This is a genomic window from Novosphingobium resinovorum (genome assembly GCF_001742225.1).
GTDB lineage: Bacteria > Pseudomonadota > Alphaproteobacteria > Sphingomonadales > Sphingomonadaceae > Novosphingobium > Novosphingobium resinovorum_A.
Genome location: NZ_CP017077.1, coordinates 655,925 through 670,238, shown reverse-complemented (window position 1 = coordinate 670,238; position 14,314 = coordinate 655,925). Strand labels below are relative to the sequence as shown.

At 62.6% G+C, this 14,314-nt stretch carries 13 protein-coding genes; 2 read left to right on the top strand and 11 right to left on the bottom strand.

The features are described 5' to 3' along the window. Positions 1–29: 29 nt before the first annotated feature. Together BES08_RS33360 and BES08_RS28135 are read right to left on the bottom strand one after the other, a co-directional pair. On the bottom strand, positions 30–206 hold the full coding sequence (locus BES08_RS33360; protein ID WP_197524513.1) for a hypothetical protein: 177 nt from the start codon (positions 204–206) through the stop codon (positions 30–32). Between the two features lie 366 nt (positions 207–572). Further along, positions 573–986 (bottom strand): response regulator, encoded by a 414-nt coding sequence (locus BES08_RS28135; RefSeq protein WP_008832989.1) that lies wholly within the window; start codon positions 984–986, stop codon positions 573–575. A gap of 189 nt (positions 987–1,175) precedes the next feature. On the opposite strand from BES08_RS28135, the gene BES08_RS28130 reads away from it, so the two are divergent. Further along, positions 1,176–3,746 carry an HWE histidine kinase domain-containing protein gene (locus BES08_RS28130; RefSeq protein WP_069710014.1) on the top strand — a complete coding sequence of 857 codons (2,571 nt, stop codon included), beginning with the start codon at positions 1,176–1,178 and terminating at the stop codon, positions 3,744–3,746. A gap of 139 nt (positions 3,747–3,885) precedes the next feature. Here the strand turns inward: BES08_RS28130 and BES08_RS28125 are convergent, their stop codons facing one another. Both BES08_RS28125 and BES08_RS32330 read right to left on the bottom strand, forming a co-directional pair. Further along, on the bottom strand, positions 3,886–6,387 hold the full coding sequence (locus tag BES08_RS28125; protein ID WP_231958403.1) for an ATP-binding protein: 2,502 nt from the start codon (positions 6,385–6,387) through the stop codon (positions 3,886–3,888). A gap of 667 nt (positions 6,388–7,054) precedes the next feature. Further along, positions 7,055–7,420, bottom strand: coding sequence for a hypothetical protein (locus BES08_RS32330; protein ID WP_231958401.1), 366 nt, complete (start codon positions 7,418–7,420; stop codon positions 7,055–7,057). 329 nt (positions 7,421–7,749) lie between these two features. Between BES08_RS32330 and BES08_RS28115 the strand changes: the two genes are divergently transcribed. After that, positions 7,750–7,929, top strand: a complete 180-nt coding sequence (locus BES08_RS28115; protein WP_069710013.1) for a hypothetical protein — start codon at positions 7,750–7,752, stop codon at positions 7,927–7,929. 54 nt (positions 7,930–7,983) lie between these two features. On the opposite strand, the gene BES08_RS28110 is transcribed toward BES08_RS28115, so the two are convergent. The 7 genes from BES08_RS28110 to BES08_RS28080 are packed head-to-tail and all read right to left on the bottom strand — an operon-like array spanning position 7,984 to position 14,285. Continuing rightward, the gene (locus tag BES08_RS28110) at positions 7,984–8,835 is read right to left on the bottom strand and encodes a glycosyltransferase family 2 protein (RefSeq protein WP_083274887.1); all 852 of its coding nucleotides are present in this window, start codon (positions 8,833–8,835) and stop codon (positions 7,984–7,986) included. Continuing rightward, positions 8,817–9,404 (bottom strand): class I SAM-dependent DNA methyltransferase, encoded by a 588-nt coding sequence (locus BES08_RS28105; protein WP_069710012.1) that lies wholly within the window; start codon positions 9,402–9,404, stop codon positions 8,817–8,819. The genes BES08_RS28110 and BES08_RS28105 overlap by 19 nt, the downstream gene beginning before the upstream one ends. Further along, complete coding sequence (locus BES08_RS28100; RefSeq protein ID WP_231958519.1) at positions 9,401–10,030, bottom strand: PIG-L deacetylase family protein; 630 nt, start codon at positions 10,028–10,030, stop codon at positions 9,401–9,403. The genes BES08_RS28105 and BES08_RS28100 overlap by 4 nt, the downstream gene beginning before the upstream one ends. Positions 10,031–10,074: 44 nt before the next feature. Next, positions 10,075–11,205, bottom strand: coding sequence for an acyl-CoA dehydrogenase family protein (locus BES08_RS28095; RefSeq protein WP_069710011.1), 1,131 nt, complete (start codon positions 11,203–11,205; stop codon positions 10,075–10,077). Continuing rightward, positions 11,202–12,245 (bottom strand): glycosyltransferase, encoded by a 1,044-nt coding sequence (locus BES08_RS28090; RefSeq protein ID WP_083274885.1) that lies wholly within the window; start codon positions 12,243–12,245, stop codon positions 11,202–11,204. The genes BES08_RS28095 and BES08_RS28090 overlap by 4 nt, the downstream gene beginning before the upstream one ends. Then, positions 12,242–13,198, bottom strand: coding sequence for a glycosyltransferase family 2 protein (locus BES08_RS28085; protein ID WP_069710010.1), 957 nt, complete (start codon positions 13,196–13,198; stop codon positions 12,242–12,244). The genes BES08_RS28090 and BES08_RS28085 overlap by 4 nt, the downstream gene beginning before the upstream one ends. Next, the gene (locus BES08_RS28080; RefSeq protein WP_069710231.1) at positions 13,191–14,285 is read right to left on the bottom strand and encodes a glycosyltransferase family 4 protein; all 1,095 of its coding nucleotides are present in this window, start codon (positions 14,283–14,285) and stop codon (positions 13,191–13,193) included. Before BES08_RS28080 ends, BES08_RS28085 begins: the two co-directional genes overlap by 8 nt. Between the last annotated feature and the right edge of the window lie 29 nt (positions 14,286–14,314).

Genomic DNA, 14,314 nt, shown 5'->3' with positions numbered 1-14,314 from the left:
CCTTGGCGCGAGAAGTCCGAGCCCGGCAGCTATTCTCCTTTCCCATTCAGCATGGCCTGCGCCTCGCGTGCGGCATCGCCCAGGCGACGCGCCCACGATTTCTGGCCGGCAAGATTGCTGATCAGGTCCTGGCGCACTTCGATCTCGGCATACGCAATGCCGTGGGAGAAGGCGTGGCGAGGGACGGTATAATCGGTATCGTCCATCGCATAAGGTACGTTGTCTCCCGCGGTAATGTCGCATTGGTCGGCACCCGCTGAGCTGGCGGTGGACCTACCAGCTCACCGGGCTTCGCCTGCGGCGGCTCGGGGGCCGATGGCCGTGCTTTCAGAATTCCTCCAGGCCGGTGACCTGAAGTGTCCTTCTACACTTCGGTAATGATCTCCCCGATCCGCGCGCCCGGCGTTTCTACCGCAAAAGTTTGGTCGGAAACTTTTCGGCGAGCGGCGTTGCGACACAAGCGAACCCCTCGACTGCCGGTCTCAAACGGCCATCTGCTGCAAGGTGACCTGTGAGCAACGCTCACCTGCCTCGTCTTTCAACCAGCACAGTCTATACCGGAAAGCGGTCCTTTACGGGTTTGCCTGCCTGAGCGGCGCTGGTTGTTCATCGTCCGGCAGCAGCTCCTGCAGGCGATCATAGACCACCTCGGCACTGAAGGGCTTGTTTATGAAGATGGCCCCCTCGGGTAGGTCATCCTCGGTTGGCTGGACCATCCCGGAGGCAACGAGAATATGAACGCCCGGCCAGGCAGCGGCGCACACTCTGGCAAGTTCGAAGCCGTCGCGCTGGCTCGGCGGCATCTGGACATCGGTGAAGAGCAAGCTGATTTTGCCGCCATTGGCGTCCAGGATTTGCGCCGCCTGCTCCACGCCGCTCGCCTCGAATACTTGAAATCCGGCATTCTCGAGAATCTCGGCCGAGTTCATCCGCACCAGAGGATCATCATCCGCGATAAGGGCAAAAGGTCTGCAATCGTCCGGCATGTCTGCTCCAGATGTTTTGAGCAGCAACGTCGAGAGCCTCGGAATTGATCCAGCATGCCAGCGGGCTCACGCTGGATTTCGCACTGGGTTCATAGGCACCGCGCCATTGGCACTTGGCGGGAACCGCCCGCATTCAGGTTTGTTGAACGGTAGTTTTTCGGCGTAGCGGCCTTACTGATTGGGGAAAATGTGGCTGACGCGGAATTTCATGTCGACCTGACGAACTGCGACCGGGAGCCGATTCACCTCCTGGGGGCGATCCAACCGGTCGGATTCCTCATTGCGGTCAGCACTGACTGGATCATCGCGCGCGTCTCGGCAAATCTTGGCGAGTTCCTGCCGTTCGATGCCCAGGCGGCCATCGGAACGCCGCTGACTCAGCTCCTTCCGCCCAAGCTCGTCCATGACTTGCGCAACAGGGTCGCCTATCTGATTTCCCCGGACACGGTCGAACGCATGTTCGGGTGCCAGATCAGCGAGAACGGCCCTCCCTTCGACATCGCGATCCACAACTCGCGCGGCCAGATCATAATCGAAGCCGAGCCGGGCGCTCACAGCAATGGCGATGCATCGGGCGCCGTCCGCTCTATGATGACAAGGCTCGATAACCAGCCGGACCTGCCAGCCTTCTACAAGGAAGGTGCCCGCCAAATTCGCGCGCTGCTCGGCTATGACCGGGTCATGGTCTACAAGTTTGCACCCGACGGTGCGGGCGAGGTTGTCGCCGAAGCCTGCAAGTCGGGCATTGGCTCCTTCAGAGGGCTGCATTACCCGGCGAGCGATATTCCCCGCCAGGCCAGAGCCCTCTACAAGCGCAACCTCATCCGGGTCATCCGGGATGTAAGCTGCGTGCCCGTCGCAATTGTGCCCGCGCTCGACGAGCACCGCAAGCCACTCGATCTTTCGCTGTCCGTGCTGCGCTCGGTTTCGCCCATTCATATCGAATACCTCAAGAACATGGGCGTCGAGGCATCTCTTTCGATATCCATCCTGGTCGATGGCGAGCTGTGGGGCTTGTTCGCCTGCCATCACTATTCCCCGCGCGCGCCTACCTTCGAGCGCCGTTCGGTCAGCGAACTCTTCGCCCAGATGTTCTCGATGCGGCTCGAGAGCCGCGAGCGGCGTGAACTCATCGAGTACGAGCGCCGCGCGCGCGATATCTCGGACCAGCTTCTGGGTGCCGTCGCGTCAGATGAAACCCTGCTCAACGATCCTGATTGGCTTGCCGACATCCTGACCAGCGCGATCCCGGCCGATGGTGTCGGGGTGTGGTTAAACGGCAGCTATGCTTTCTCCGGCGTGACGCCCCCGACGGATGACTTCCGCCGCATTGTCCGGGCCCTGAACGGGACAGCGGCAGGCAAGGTGTTTGCCACGGACCACATCGGATCGTTAGTCGACAAGGCCGCCGCATTCGCTCCCCAAGCTTCGGGGCTGCTTGCCATTCCGATTTCCCGCTCGCCGCGCGACTATGTCGTGCTGTTCCGCTCGGAGATGCGGGAATCGGTGCGCTGGGCCGGTGACCCGCACAAGCCCATCGCCTACGGTCCCAATGGCTCACGCCTGACGCCGCGCGAAAGCTTTGCCGAGTGGCGTGAGAACGTGGAGGGCCGCTCGCGGCCGTTTACCTCGTCCGAAATGCGGGTGGCAGAAACACTGCGGGCAACGCTCATCGAAGTCGTCCTGCGTCTTGCGGACGAGGCTGCGGCGCAGCGGCATCAAGCCAATGCGCGCCAGGAGCTGCTGATCGCGGAACTCAACCACCGTGTTCGCAACATCCTTGGCGTCATTCGCGGCCTGATCCGCCAATCGCAGCCCGACGAGGATGCAGTGCGCGATTTCGTGAAGGTGGTCGATGGACGCATCCATGCGCTTGCCCGCGCGCACAATCAGATCACGGACGATCACTGGGGACCCGCCCCATTGCAAGCGCTCATCGACGCGGAGGCGGCGGCATTTGCCGCCGACAAGGAAACATCGATCTGCTCCGAAGGCCCGCCGCTGCTGCTCAATCCGCAAGCCTACTCAACGATGGCGCTCGTCATCCACGAACTGGTCACGAACTCGACAAAGTACGGCAGCTTGTCGGGCGACGGCGAAGTACGCATCGCCTGGGATCGCAATGATGCCAATGACCTCGTCCTCACATGGCAAGAAGCAGGCGGTCCGCCGGTAACGCCGCCTACACGCAAGGGTTTTGGTACCACGATCGTCGACCGTTCGGTGCCATATGACCTGGGGGGCTCCTCTGAAATCCATTACGATCCTGCGGGCGTACGGGCAAGGTTCCGCATTCCGGCGCGCCACGTTTCCGTCCCGCGCAATCATCAGGGGCCGTACGTGAAGCTTCCGGCGCCCCCGCATCACGCACAGAATGCGCCGCCGGCGGACCTGCTGTGCGGACGGTCGGTAATGCTGGTCGAGGACAGCCTGATCATCGCCCTCGATGCGGAAGATATCCTGACCCGGCTTGGTGCCGAACTCACCGCGGTATCGACGGTTGAAGCCGCCCATGACGCGCTCGATGGCTACGCCCCGGACTTTGCAGTCCTCGACATCAACCTTGGTGACCAGACGAGCTTCCCGGTCGCGGACCGGTTGCTGGAAATGGGCGTGCCGTTCTTCTTCGCGTCGGGTTACGGGGAGCAAGCGAAGCTTCCCGATGAGCACAGGGCGAGGATGGTGGTTCAAAAGCCCTACACCGCCCATAATCTCGCGCGAGCGGCCGAGGAACTGCTCGGCCTGGAACCTATCAGTTGACCGTTGGCCAGGCGCGCGCATGGCGCTCCGCCACAAACGTCGATCTGTCAGGTGCGGCAGATAAGCGTCAAGAAACCATGCATTTCAGTTTGCCAGTTCGATAGGCAATCGCGCTGGCTAGCCGGGCCATCATAAGTTTTCACCGCTCGATGATCTCCCTGATTTTCGTCGCCAGCAAATCCGCTGAGAATGGCTTGGTCAGCATCTCCATGCCGGCAGGCAGGAAACCTGATCGGGCCGAGGCTGCCTGCGTATAACCCGTGATGAAGAGAACCCTGAGGTCGGGCCTGGTCTCGCGTGCGATTTCCGCGAGCTGACGACCATTTAGGCCGGGCAATCCCACATCCGTCACCAGCAGATCGATCCGTTCGGTCGATTGCAGGACGGGAATGGCCGCTTGGGCATCGGCGGCCTCAATCGCCTCGTAGCCCAATTCCTGAAGCACTTCCGTGATGATGAGGCGAACCGATGGATCATCTTCGACCACCATCACGGTTTCCCCCAGCCCCTGGGCGAGCTGCGGTGTGCCCTGTTCAGCCGCTTCCACGGCGCCAGAGGCACGGGGCATGAAGAGTTTCACCGTCGTTCCGACGCCCGGCTCGCTGTAAATGCGCACATGTCCGCCAGCCTGGCGGGCGAACCCGTAGATCATCGAAAGCCCGAGGCCCGTGCCCTGTCCCACGGGTTTCGTCGTGAAGAACGGTTCGAAGACTTTGTCGAGCGTCGAAGCGTCCATGCCGGTGCCGGTATCACTGACGCTCAGGACCACGTACTCGCCAGGCACAAGGTCTGGGTAATCGCGGGTGTAGAACTGATCGAGCTCGATGTTATCGGTCTCGACGATGAGCCTGCCACCGCCCGGCATCGCATCCCTGGCGTTGATGCACAAGTTGAGCAGCGCGCTCTCAAGCTGGTTGATATCGGTCGCCGCTGTCCACAAGCTGGCCCCTAAATGGGTTTCCAGGACCGTCTGCTCGCCAAGCGTACGGTCCAGAAGTTCGCTCATGCCGGTTACAAGGGCATTGACGTCAGTGGTCCGCAAATCAAGGGACTGGCGCCGGCCGAATGCCAGCAGACGGGCGGTAAGAGCGGCAGCCCGCTGCGCGGACGCGTTACCGGCCGCAATGTAGCGATCCACACGGTCCAGTCGTCCGGCCGCAATGTTGCGTTGAACAAGATCGAGGCTGCCGATGATGCCGGTAAGCATATTGTTGAAGTCGTGCGCAATCCCGCCCGTCAATTGGCCTATGGCCTCCATCTTCTGGCTGTGGCGCAAGGCTTCCTGTGCTGTCTCCAGCTCCGCCTCCTGTGCCCTGGCATCGGTCAGATCGCGGCCTACCGCCACGAAGTTGATGCCATCCGGTTCGGGGGCGGCCGTCCATTCGATGCTTCGCCAGATGCCGTCCTGCGTCGCGATACGATTTTCGAAGCGTGCAGGCTCGCGCGACTGCGCCATTCTGGCAATGGCGTCCAGGGAATGCGTCACATCATCGGGATGCATTATGCTGGCATAGCCGCGCGTGAGAAGCTCATTCTCGCTCCAGCCCAATACCCGGGTCCAGGCAGGATTGATCGCCGACATCATGCCCGCAAAATCGGCACGCGCGAGAAGGTCCTGCGAGAGGTCCCACAATCGGTCGCGTTCGGCGCGGACGCGCTCGATTGCCGCCTTTACTCGTACGCCCACTTCCTGAACGAGGGTTTCCTCCGCCTCGCTCCAGACCCTGGGCGAGGCATTCTGCACAGCAAGCAGGCCAACCCACTGTTCTTCCTCGAACAGAACAACGTCGATAAAAGCGCCGACTTCCCGGGCCGTCAGCCCGGCCCGGGCAGGCGCGCTCAGGCGCTCGTCGCCGGGAACGTCGCGTACCACGACCGGAGCGCCGCTGCGGTAGGCGGCCAGCAGATCGGGTCCGAACGAAGCGAGCGAATGAACACCGGCAATGGAACCGACGCTCCGCGCATAATCGCGCTCCACCGTCATCATGCCGCCGCTGGTGATCTCGGCGTAGAACACCCGGCTGGCGTCGAGCAGTTCGCCAATGCGCAGGGCGGCTAGATTGGTGATCTCGGCCGGTGTTTTCAGCGCACGAAGATCATCTGACAGCGAAAGGAGAAAGGCACTGCGACGCTGCGCCTCCACGCGCCGGGTGGTCTCTGTAAGGATGCAGATGACACCCTCCGGCACGCCGGAGGCGCCAAGAATCGGAGAGTAGTCCAGGTCCATCCAGACCCGTTCCAAGGATCCGCTGCGCAGCAGGGTCATTTCCTGATCGCGGTAGCGCAGGCACTCGCCCGTGAGGACCGCTTTCAGGACGGCATCGTTGAACTCCGCGATTTCCGGCCAGCTCTCCCGCACATTGGAGCCAAAGCTATCAGGGTGGCGCCCGCCTGCGAAATACGAATAGGCATCGTTGTAGAGCATGACGCCCGCCGCACCCCACAATATGGCCATAGGGACCCGCGAGCACAGAATGATGGACAGGGCGCTCGTCAGGCATTGCGGCCATCGCTCTATCGGGCCAAGGGGTGTCGCTGACCAGTCCTTGCGAACGATGAGATCGGCGCATTTGCTGCTGTCCGCGGGAAAGGGAAGATCGCCTGCAACGAGATGGTCATCTACGATCGGCACGGTGGACATGTTGCAAGACCCTGGAAGCCGCACTCCACTGCCGATATGGCAAGGGCTCGCGAGCCTCATTATCGAGCTGCCATAGCCGAACCGCTGCGTGCAAGGAAATCTCTATTCCAGCAGATGACACCCCAGCGGCAAGCGCCGGGATCGAGCTAATGGTGACTGACTAAAGCGGCGTTCTGCAGGCAGAATCGCTCGACTGCCGCCGGTTGTGCAAGCGATCGAGTTTCGCACTGACTTCACGTTTTGGTCTGCTTAACGGGCAGTCGCAGCCCGGACGTTTCGACAGCGACGCGTTCAGGAAGACTGCATCAACCGAATGCTGTAATTACTACCGATTAACGCCCGAAGAAAGCGTGATGGCTATCCGAAGCAGACTGTCGCGAATGTTCCATGCGCACCTCCGCGAATGCGCTGAAAGTCACCTGAAATGACAAACAATCGCAATGAGCATCTCCCAGGCCGCCATTCGGATAAGTCCCATCTATCTCCGGCTAAACGGGTTGATCGCTTCGCGTCATACATCCTCGATGCAGTGCCAATACCCTCTCAACCCGCAGCCGCTTCCCGATCGAAGATCCCCAGGGACTGGCTGATTTTTTGGAACGCCTCGCGTCGAGCGCAGTCATGGAAGAGCGGCCTTCAGCTGAAATCCGGGCCCGCAAACCGACTATCAGTTTTTCTGCTCGAGCGTCTTTGCTTGCCGCGCGAGCGCGTCCGCCTTGGTTCTTGCCTGATCGCGCAGAGCCTCTGCTTCTTGCTCAAGCTTCTCGGCTTCAGCATCAGCTTGCGCACGAATGGCTTTGCCTCGATTCTTAAGGGCAGCAGCCTCGGAATCGCGCGCCTTGACGGCTGCTCGGTCTACGCGGTCCGCAGCTTCACCCGCGCGTTCGGCAGGACCGTTCCCATCATATGATACGCCTGCGGCCTTTGCGGCCGCTTCGTCCTTGGCGGCACCCGCTTTCTCTTTGGGGCCATCGCAAGCCGCGATCATGCATGCCAGAGCAGCGGCTGCCGTTAGGGTCGTTGTCATCTTCATGCACCATTAACTTTCGACCGGCGGGGTCGTTCCTGCTGCGCGATTGTTCCTTACCATCTGCAAGCAGATCCGGAGGCTATGCACGAAGTTTTGGTTGCATTGTCGTTTCAATTAATATGCCGCCAAGCGACCAGGCCAAGTAGTCACCGCGGGGTGCGACAATCTTCGCAAGACGCAACGCAGATCGATGCATTTGCGCGCTCTCTTTGATGACCGGGCGATGCCGCTCCACGTGCCGCGGATCCGACGATCAGATCGGAACTTAAATGCGTCGCTGTGCGCTTAGTGTGTGCGGCAGTCTGTCGAACTGACTGCACGAGGAGATTATCATGAGCATCGAAGGCAAAGCCAAGGAAGCCGCTGGCTACGTGAAGGAGGAACTTAACGAGCATGGCAAGTCGCCCGAGAGCCAGAAGAAGGCTCAGGAGGGGCGGGATCTTCGCAACGAAGGCCGGGTCGAAGACGGCAAGGAACCGAAGACCTCGGAGCCGGGAACCGGCAAGAAGTAAAACGATTGACCCCGCTTCGGCGGGGTTTTTCAAAGCTGATGTCAAATTACATCTTTAATCAACCAGCGCGTCGGCAATTTCTTTGCGGGTCGGGTCACGCAGCTTTATCAGACTCCTGTCATCCCATTCGACAAGACCGGATTGCGCGAAGGCGCTGAGCCACCCTTCCATCGGCCATGTTCCCCATTTATCGTGAAACGTGCGTGCGTTGCGCAAAATATCGTTGAAATGCCGAAGCGGGGGCTCGAAAACATCGTGATGCTGATGAAAGGCGCCGGGTCCGCCCATGAATAACAGTGGTACGTGTGCCGCCTTCGCCCTAAATCCAAAATCGGTGTCCTCGGCGCCGTAACCGGTGAAAGCCTCGTCGAACCCGCCAAGGCCGGCGTAGCGTTCGCGGCGAATACCAAAGACAAGTGACCAGAACAGACCGGCATTCTCGACCCGGCGCAGCCCTGATGCCGGAAAACGGCGTTCCGGATGTCCCGATGAGCGTGCAAGCAGGTCGGCCTCTCCCCAGTCTGATCGCGCGTCATCCTGCCCCAGGTAACGAACCTGCGCACAGACCAGTCCATCCTCGCTATCGAGCACGTCCTTCATGGCCGCGATCAGGCCGCGCATCGGAATGCAATCCACGTCGAGAAACAGCAAGGTGTCGCCCTTTGCCGCGCGCGCCGCCGCGTTGCGCGCTGCTGCGAGAGGAAGGCCCTCACAGTCCAGCCGTTCGATCCGGCAAGGGAACGGGGTTTCCTCGACCGAGACCGGCACTGTGCTGCCCATATCCACCACGATGAGTTCACGGGGCGCCGTGTCGCTGCGGCGCAGCCCTTCGACAAGCTGGGCCAGATGTCCGGCACGATTGCGTACTATCGTCAATACGCTGGTACTCATGGCGTCCTGCGCCATACATCAAGTCGATACTCGCCGCAGCGTTCGGCACGTTCGATGCGCACACACCCCGTCAGGGCATCCTGCAGCTTGTCGACTGCCTCGTCCCCGCTTTGGGGATAATCAGTTTCGCCCAGCCAGTGGACGAGGATGATGACCCCGCCAGGGAGCAGATGGTCTGCGACCCATGCAGCGGCCGTCCTGATATCCGTATCGTCCCAGTAATAGACGACTTCCGACAGCACGATGAGATCGAAGTCAGACTCGGGCGCCTGCGCAGGGAATTGCATGTTGGCAAACATCACGTGCTTATAGAAAGCACACCGCTTTCGTGCCGCGCGAAGCGCCGTCCCGCTGACGTCGATTGCCAGCAGGGACTGAACGGCTGGAGCAAGCAGGCAGGTCAGCATTCCCCTTGCGCAGCCAACTTCAAAGGCATGGCGATATTCGCCGCTGCCCAGCATACGCACGGTATGGTCATGCTTGGCTTTTTCATAGGCACTCGTTTCAAGATTCCACGGATCTTCCGTGCCCTGGAACATGCTTTCGAAATACTCCGGCGTCAGTCTGGTGAAATGCCGGCTCATATGCCCCTCTCCACGAACAGGGTGTCGCGCGCGGCCATGCGCTGCATGGCTTTCGGCAATCGAAAGCCATGCCCATGGGATGCGGTCAGTTGACTGCGATGCGCCTGCAGCGCGTATCGACGCAGGCCGGGCGACATGGCGTCGGAGCGGATTGCGCGGTATCGACGCGGTTCGGGCCTGTCGGCCCAGACGCAATATTCAGCCACGACGATGCGCCGCTTTGCCCGGCCCTTCACCGCGTAGGCGAGTTCAGCCGCCGCAGCGTGATCGCAGTGGGGTTCATGCCTGGCGGTAACCGCGATCGCATCGACCCGAAGCCGCACGCAAAACGATGCCAGGGTCATGACCGAACGATCGAATTTTGAACTGCCCGGAGCAGCGGGGGCCGCATCCTTCCAGCCCAGATGGAATGGGCGATTTCGTCGACTACCCGTCAGCCGCGATAGCGCGCCGGCGCCCTCGCGCCTTCGGACGCAGATCAGTCGCTGCACGCCTCTCTCCGCCGCCGGGTGCGAACCCGATCCATCAGTGAGATAGACGAGGCCCGCGAAGTGCCCGGTCGCTTCGGCCTGCGCGATAAGAGCGCCGGCTCCAAGCGTTTCATCGTCAGCATGCGGCGCCAGCACCAGCCAGCGCAGCGACCGCCAGGGACGATCAGCAAGGCTGGTCGTCACCACAACACGTCCTGCTCGCCCCAGGCGTCGTGATCGAGCCACGTCAAAGCCGCCTGATCGCGGGCATAGTCGGGTCCGGCCTGGCGCAGGTAGAGCGACAAGTCGCGGCTTATCTTGTCGATGCGCTGGCCGTCCATCGCGCTGCGCGTTCCGACGATACGCGCGGCTAGTTCCATGACATCGAGCCCCGCACGCTCGACAACGCCGCGCGTCAGGCGCGCAAAGGCTGGTCCATCGAGGTCATCGCTCGCGGCGCGCATCGCGCATTCGCGAACCCATAGATAAGCGGTACGTGCAGCGACGACGCAGTCAGCGAACTTGGCGCGTTGCAATGGATCAGCCCGGGCCGTGTCCGACATGGCCTGCCGGGTCTCCCCCAGCAGCGCCTCGATGCCGCCAAGCTGCACGGCGGCGAAGCGCCAGGCCCCGGTCGTGAAGCGCGGCTCGCGATCGTAGTCGCCGGGATGTCCAAGCAGGTCGGTGTCCTTGATCCGCAATCCCGTAAGGTCATAAAGGCCGCTGTTGCTTGCTCGCATGCCGCGCACGCGCCAGCCGGAGAGATCGGCACGATCCGCTTCGTCGCCTTCCACCACTACCAACCGTCGCCCCCCCTCGGGCTGCCTCGCGGTGACGATCGCGTGCGCCAGTCCGCCTGCGCCGCTCGCGAAGCTCTTTGCCCCCTTCAGGCTCATCTGAGTGCGGTTGGCCAGCTCGATCGAGACACCCGGCGCCGGTTCGGTGGCCCAAACCCCGTAAAAGCCTCCGGCATCGAGCACGCGCCCAAGCTGCCGGTTCTGCTCCGCCGATCCGTACGACTCGAATAGCAATAGCGCGTTCACATGCCCTTCGAGCAATCGCCCGACACTAAGGTCGGCCCGCCCGGCGATGCGAAGGACGTCCATAAGGATGCGATATCGCTCCCGCGTATCCGCGAAGACCGTGCCGCCGCTCGCGGCCGGCGCAAAGTGCCTATGCAGCCCCGCGGCCGCGAGACAGCGCATGCTTTCAAGAGGGAAGACCGGCGCGGCATCATACCGCGCACCAAGATCGGCCAGCCGATCGGCGATCGCCCGCGCACATCCAACCGGATCCGCGGCGATGCCGGGTGACGGGTTTAAGCTGTTCATCGCCCCGGTGCCGCCAGCGAAAGGGAACGCGAGGCGTGCTGAGCCAGCCACTGCGCCGCCTTCTCGGCAGCCATCGGATCGCGCAAACGTCGCCTGCCTTCGCCGGACATGGACACGGCATCATCGAGAATACGCCCCCAGAAACATGCAGAGGGCCATTCCGGCAGCACGATCGCGGCGCCCAGCGCCTTAAGGCCATGGCCAGTGGCATGCTGCTCAGCGTAGGGACGATCCTCGGGTATGCACACGAAAGGCCGGTCGGCCGCCATCACCGCCCCGACCAGACCGTTGCCGCCTGCACCAATGACGACTGCAGCGCGCGCGATCTCGGCCTCTGGTGACGCGACCCATCCCGCAAATTCCAGATTGCCGGGTGGCTGCGGAGGCACCGCAGCGGGGCCGATCACGCGCCATCGCCAACCCGGCCACGCGCGGGCCGCCTTGGCAAGTTTGTCCCCATCACCTGTCGGTCCGCCCTGGCCGAAGACCACGAGGACAACCTTTTCCAGCGGTGCTGCCTCCGCCGGTGCCTGAGCTATGCCTGGCAGGTAAAGCGTCTTTGCCCGTACCCATTCGGGCGTCGCAGCGGATTCGCAGGCGGGGTGAAACGGGGCCAGCAACCCCGATGCGGCGCGAAACGTCTCGAGGTGCGCCGGATCGTCCCTGTTTCCGCTAAGCCGTACGCAGATCGTCGGCACCGAGGCCAGCCGAGCCAGCATCGCCACTTCGGCAGAGACATCGATGACCATCATCGCAGGGCGCGCCTGGGCAATCCAGCCAGTGATGCGAGCGACGCGGCTGCGCACCCCCTCGTGATCGAGCGGAGCATAATGCAGCGCATCGGGGCGTGAGGAGGCGCCGTCAAAGCCATCGAACAGGCCCGAAAGAGGGCGATCATCGGCAAGATCGATCCCGTTTTCGCCGAGGCCGGTGCCGAGCAGGACGATAAGGCGTTCGCTGGCGGCAGCAATTGCCTGTGCGCGCGCGCGATGGCCTGCGCCATGATGGTGAACGTAATAGCCGATCGGGCGGTCGATCACCGTCCAATCTCCAGTTTCATGTCACGGCGCATGGGCGCAAGCAGCATCTCTTCCCGCGGTATCCGTGCATGTCCGTCTGGCAGCGACCGCATCCCGCGGCGCCAGAGCGCTCGTTCGCGCCACTGCTCGTAGCTTGGTGCGGCCGGGGCTGCGCACGTTGCCGCCAGTTCGAAGAGTTCCTCCATGGCGCGGGCCATCCCGCCTTCGGCCCGCCCATCACGGCGCGGCGAGACGAAGGTGTAGACATTGCCGGGATGGGCGAGGCGGCCGCCGTGAGCGATGCCGGCGGCGACGAGGGCGCGATCTTCTCCGCTCGGAAGCAGCGGGACCCCGCCGCACTCGCGATAAAGCTGCGCGCGGATCGCCAGCGATGCGCCGGTATGATCGCCATGACGCGGCGGCGGGTTCCAGGGGAGGGGATCAACTTCGTCTTCGATGGCTCGCACCACGTTCCAGTACTTGTCCCAGGCATGGCGCAGGCGCACAACTTCAGGTGGCAAAGGCTCAGCCTGGTCAATCTCGATGCGTCCGCCAACCAGATCCGCACCGCGGCCAAAGGCCGCAGCGATGTTTTCGAGCCAGCAGGCGGGCGGGCACGTATCGGCATCGGTGCTGACCAGAATGCCCTGCGCTGAACCTGCCAGAAGCGACAACCCAGTATCCATTGCCAGGCGGCGCGCAGATCCCGCATGGGCAAGGCCGGGCGGAAACGTCACGTCTTCGACATGGACATGCAATCGCCCCTTGAACGCGGCGCGGGCCTCGGCGACGACAGCAAGGCTCGCGTCGGTGGTGTTGTTGAGCGCGATGACCACGCGGATGACGCCTGGCAGCGTCTGCCGCGCAAGTGCCGCGAGCAGCACCGGAAGGCGCTCCTCCTCGTCGCGAGCCGGAACGCACACGCAAAAGTCGCACGCCGCAGCCAGCGGATTTGTCGGTTCGCCGTCAAGCATGTAAGAGCGGGACCTCGCAAAATTCGCTCTCAGCGTGCATCGCGATCCGGCGATTGTACAACGCTTCGTAGCTCTCGATCATTCGCCGGGCATCGCAGGTTTGTTCGGCACGTCTGCGACAATCGTAGCGGCTGAGCCGCATTGCTCCTCGCACCGCAGCCGCGAGCGATGCAACGTCATCGGGCGTTGCCAGTACGCCGCAGCTCTCGTCGAGAATTTCCGGAATTGCACCGCGGGCGAAGGCGGCGACCGGCACCCCGCATGCAAGCGCCTCGGCGACGACGAGGCCGTATGGTTCGTCCCAGGTGGGAGTGCACAGGAAGGCCCTTGCACCGCCGACGAAACGCGCCAGCGCCAGGTGATCCAGATGCCCGACATGAACGACGCGGTCGCCGAGATGCGGCTTGATCATGCCGTCGAAATACACCTGATCCAGGATCGGCCCGGCGACGCGCAGCCGCACCCCGATCGATCGCGCGGCTTCGATGGCGAAGTGCAGACCCTTTTCGGGGACAATCCGCCCGTACCAGACCAGATAGGGCTCAGGGTCGGGCTGCGGACTGAAACCGAATTTCTCAAGGTCGATCCCGTTCAGGATAACCTGATCGCTTGGGGCGACGTGATCCCACAAACGGGCGACAGAGCGCGAGACAGCGACGAAAGTGTGATTGGCCGCCGAGCACATGCGCACGCCGCTTTCCAGCCAGCAGAACGGCGGGGTGTGGAACGTCGTCACCATCGGCATCGGTAAAGTGTCCGCCAGCGACACCGGCAGGTAATGCAGGGAATTGTTGTGGATCACGTCGAAGTCGCGATGCCGCAGGGTGTTCATCAGCGTGAGATAAGCGTGATGCTCCTTGAAAAAGGCGACATCGTGCGCCTCCGCCGTTCCGACCTCGTCCAGTGCCGTCGCGTCGCACACGGCCTCCAGCCCGAGCGCTGCGTCGGACCGGGACGAGGCGAAGACGGTCACGGCGTGGCCGCGATCCCGCAATGCCCGGGCGAGGAGATGCGTGTGCATTTCCAGTCCGCCGGCAAACGGCTCGGCAATCGGGTACTTGAGATGTGAAATGATGCCGATACGCAAGGAGCCCGATCCGCCGGACGAAACGGGAA

Bases quoted from the DNA above. Each gene is read 5' to 3' on its own strand.
- BES08_RS33360 (WP_197524513.1), bottom strand. From the start codon at position 206: ATGGACGATACCGATTATACCGTCCCTCGCCACGCCTTCTCCCACGGC.
- BES08_RS28135 (WP_008832989.1), bottom strand. From the start codon at position 986: ATGCCGGACGATTGCAGACCTTTTGCCCTTATCGCGGATGATGATCCT.
- BES08_RS28125 (WP_231958403.1), bottom strand. From the start codon at position 6,387: ATGTCCACCGTGCCGATCGTAGATGACCATCTCGTTGCAGGCGATCTT.
- BES08_RS32330 (WP_231958401.1), bottom strand. From the start codon at position 7,420: ATGAAGATGACAACGACCCTAACGGCAGCCGCTGCTCTGGCATGCATG.
- BES08_RS28115 (WP_069710013.1), top strand. From the start codon at position 7,750: ATGAGCATCGAAGGCAAAGCCAAGGAAGCCGCTGGCTACGTGAAGGAG.
- BES08_RS28110 (WP_083274887.1), bottom strand. From the start codon at position 8,835: ATGGCGCAGGACGCCATGAGTACCAGCGTATTGACGATAGTACGCAAT.
- BES08_RS28105 (WP_069710012.1), bottom strand. From the start codon at position 9,404: ATGAGCCGGCATTTCACCAGACTGACGCCGGAGTATTTCGAAAGCATG.
- BES08_RS28095 (WP_069710011.1), bottom strand. From the start codon at position 11,205: ATGAACAGCTTAAACCCGTCACCCGGCATCGCCGCGGATCCGGTTGGA.
- BES08_RS28085 (WP_069710010.1), bottom strand. From the start codon at position 13,198: ATGCTTGACGGCGAACCGACAAATCCGCTGGCTGCGGCGTGCGACTTT.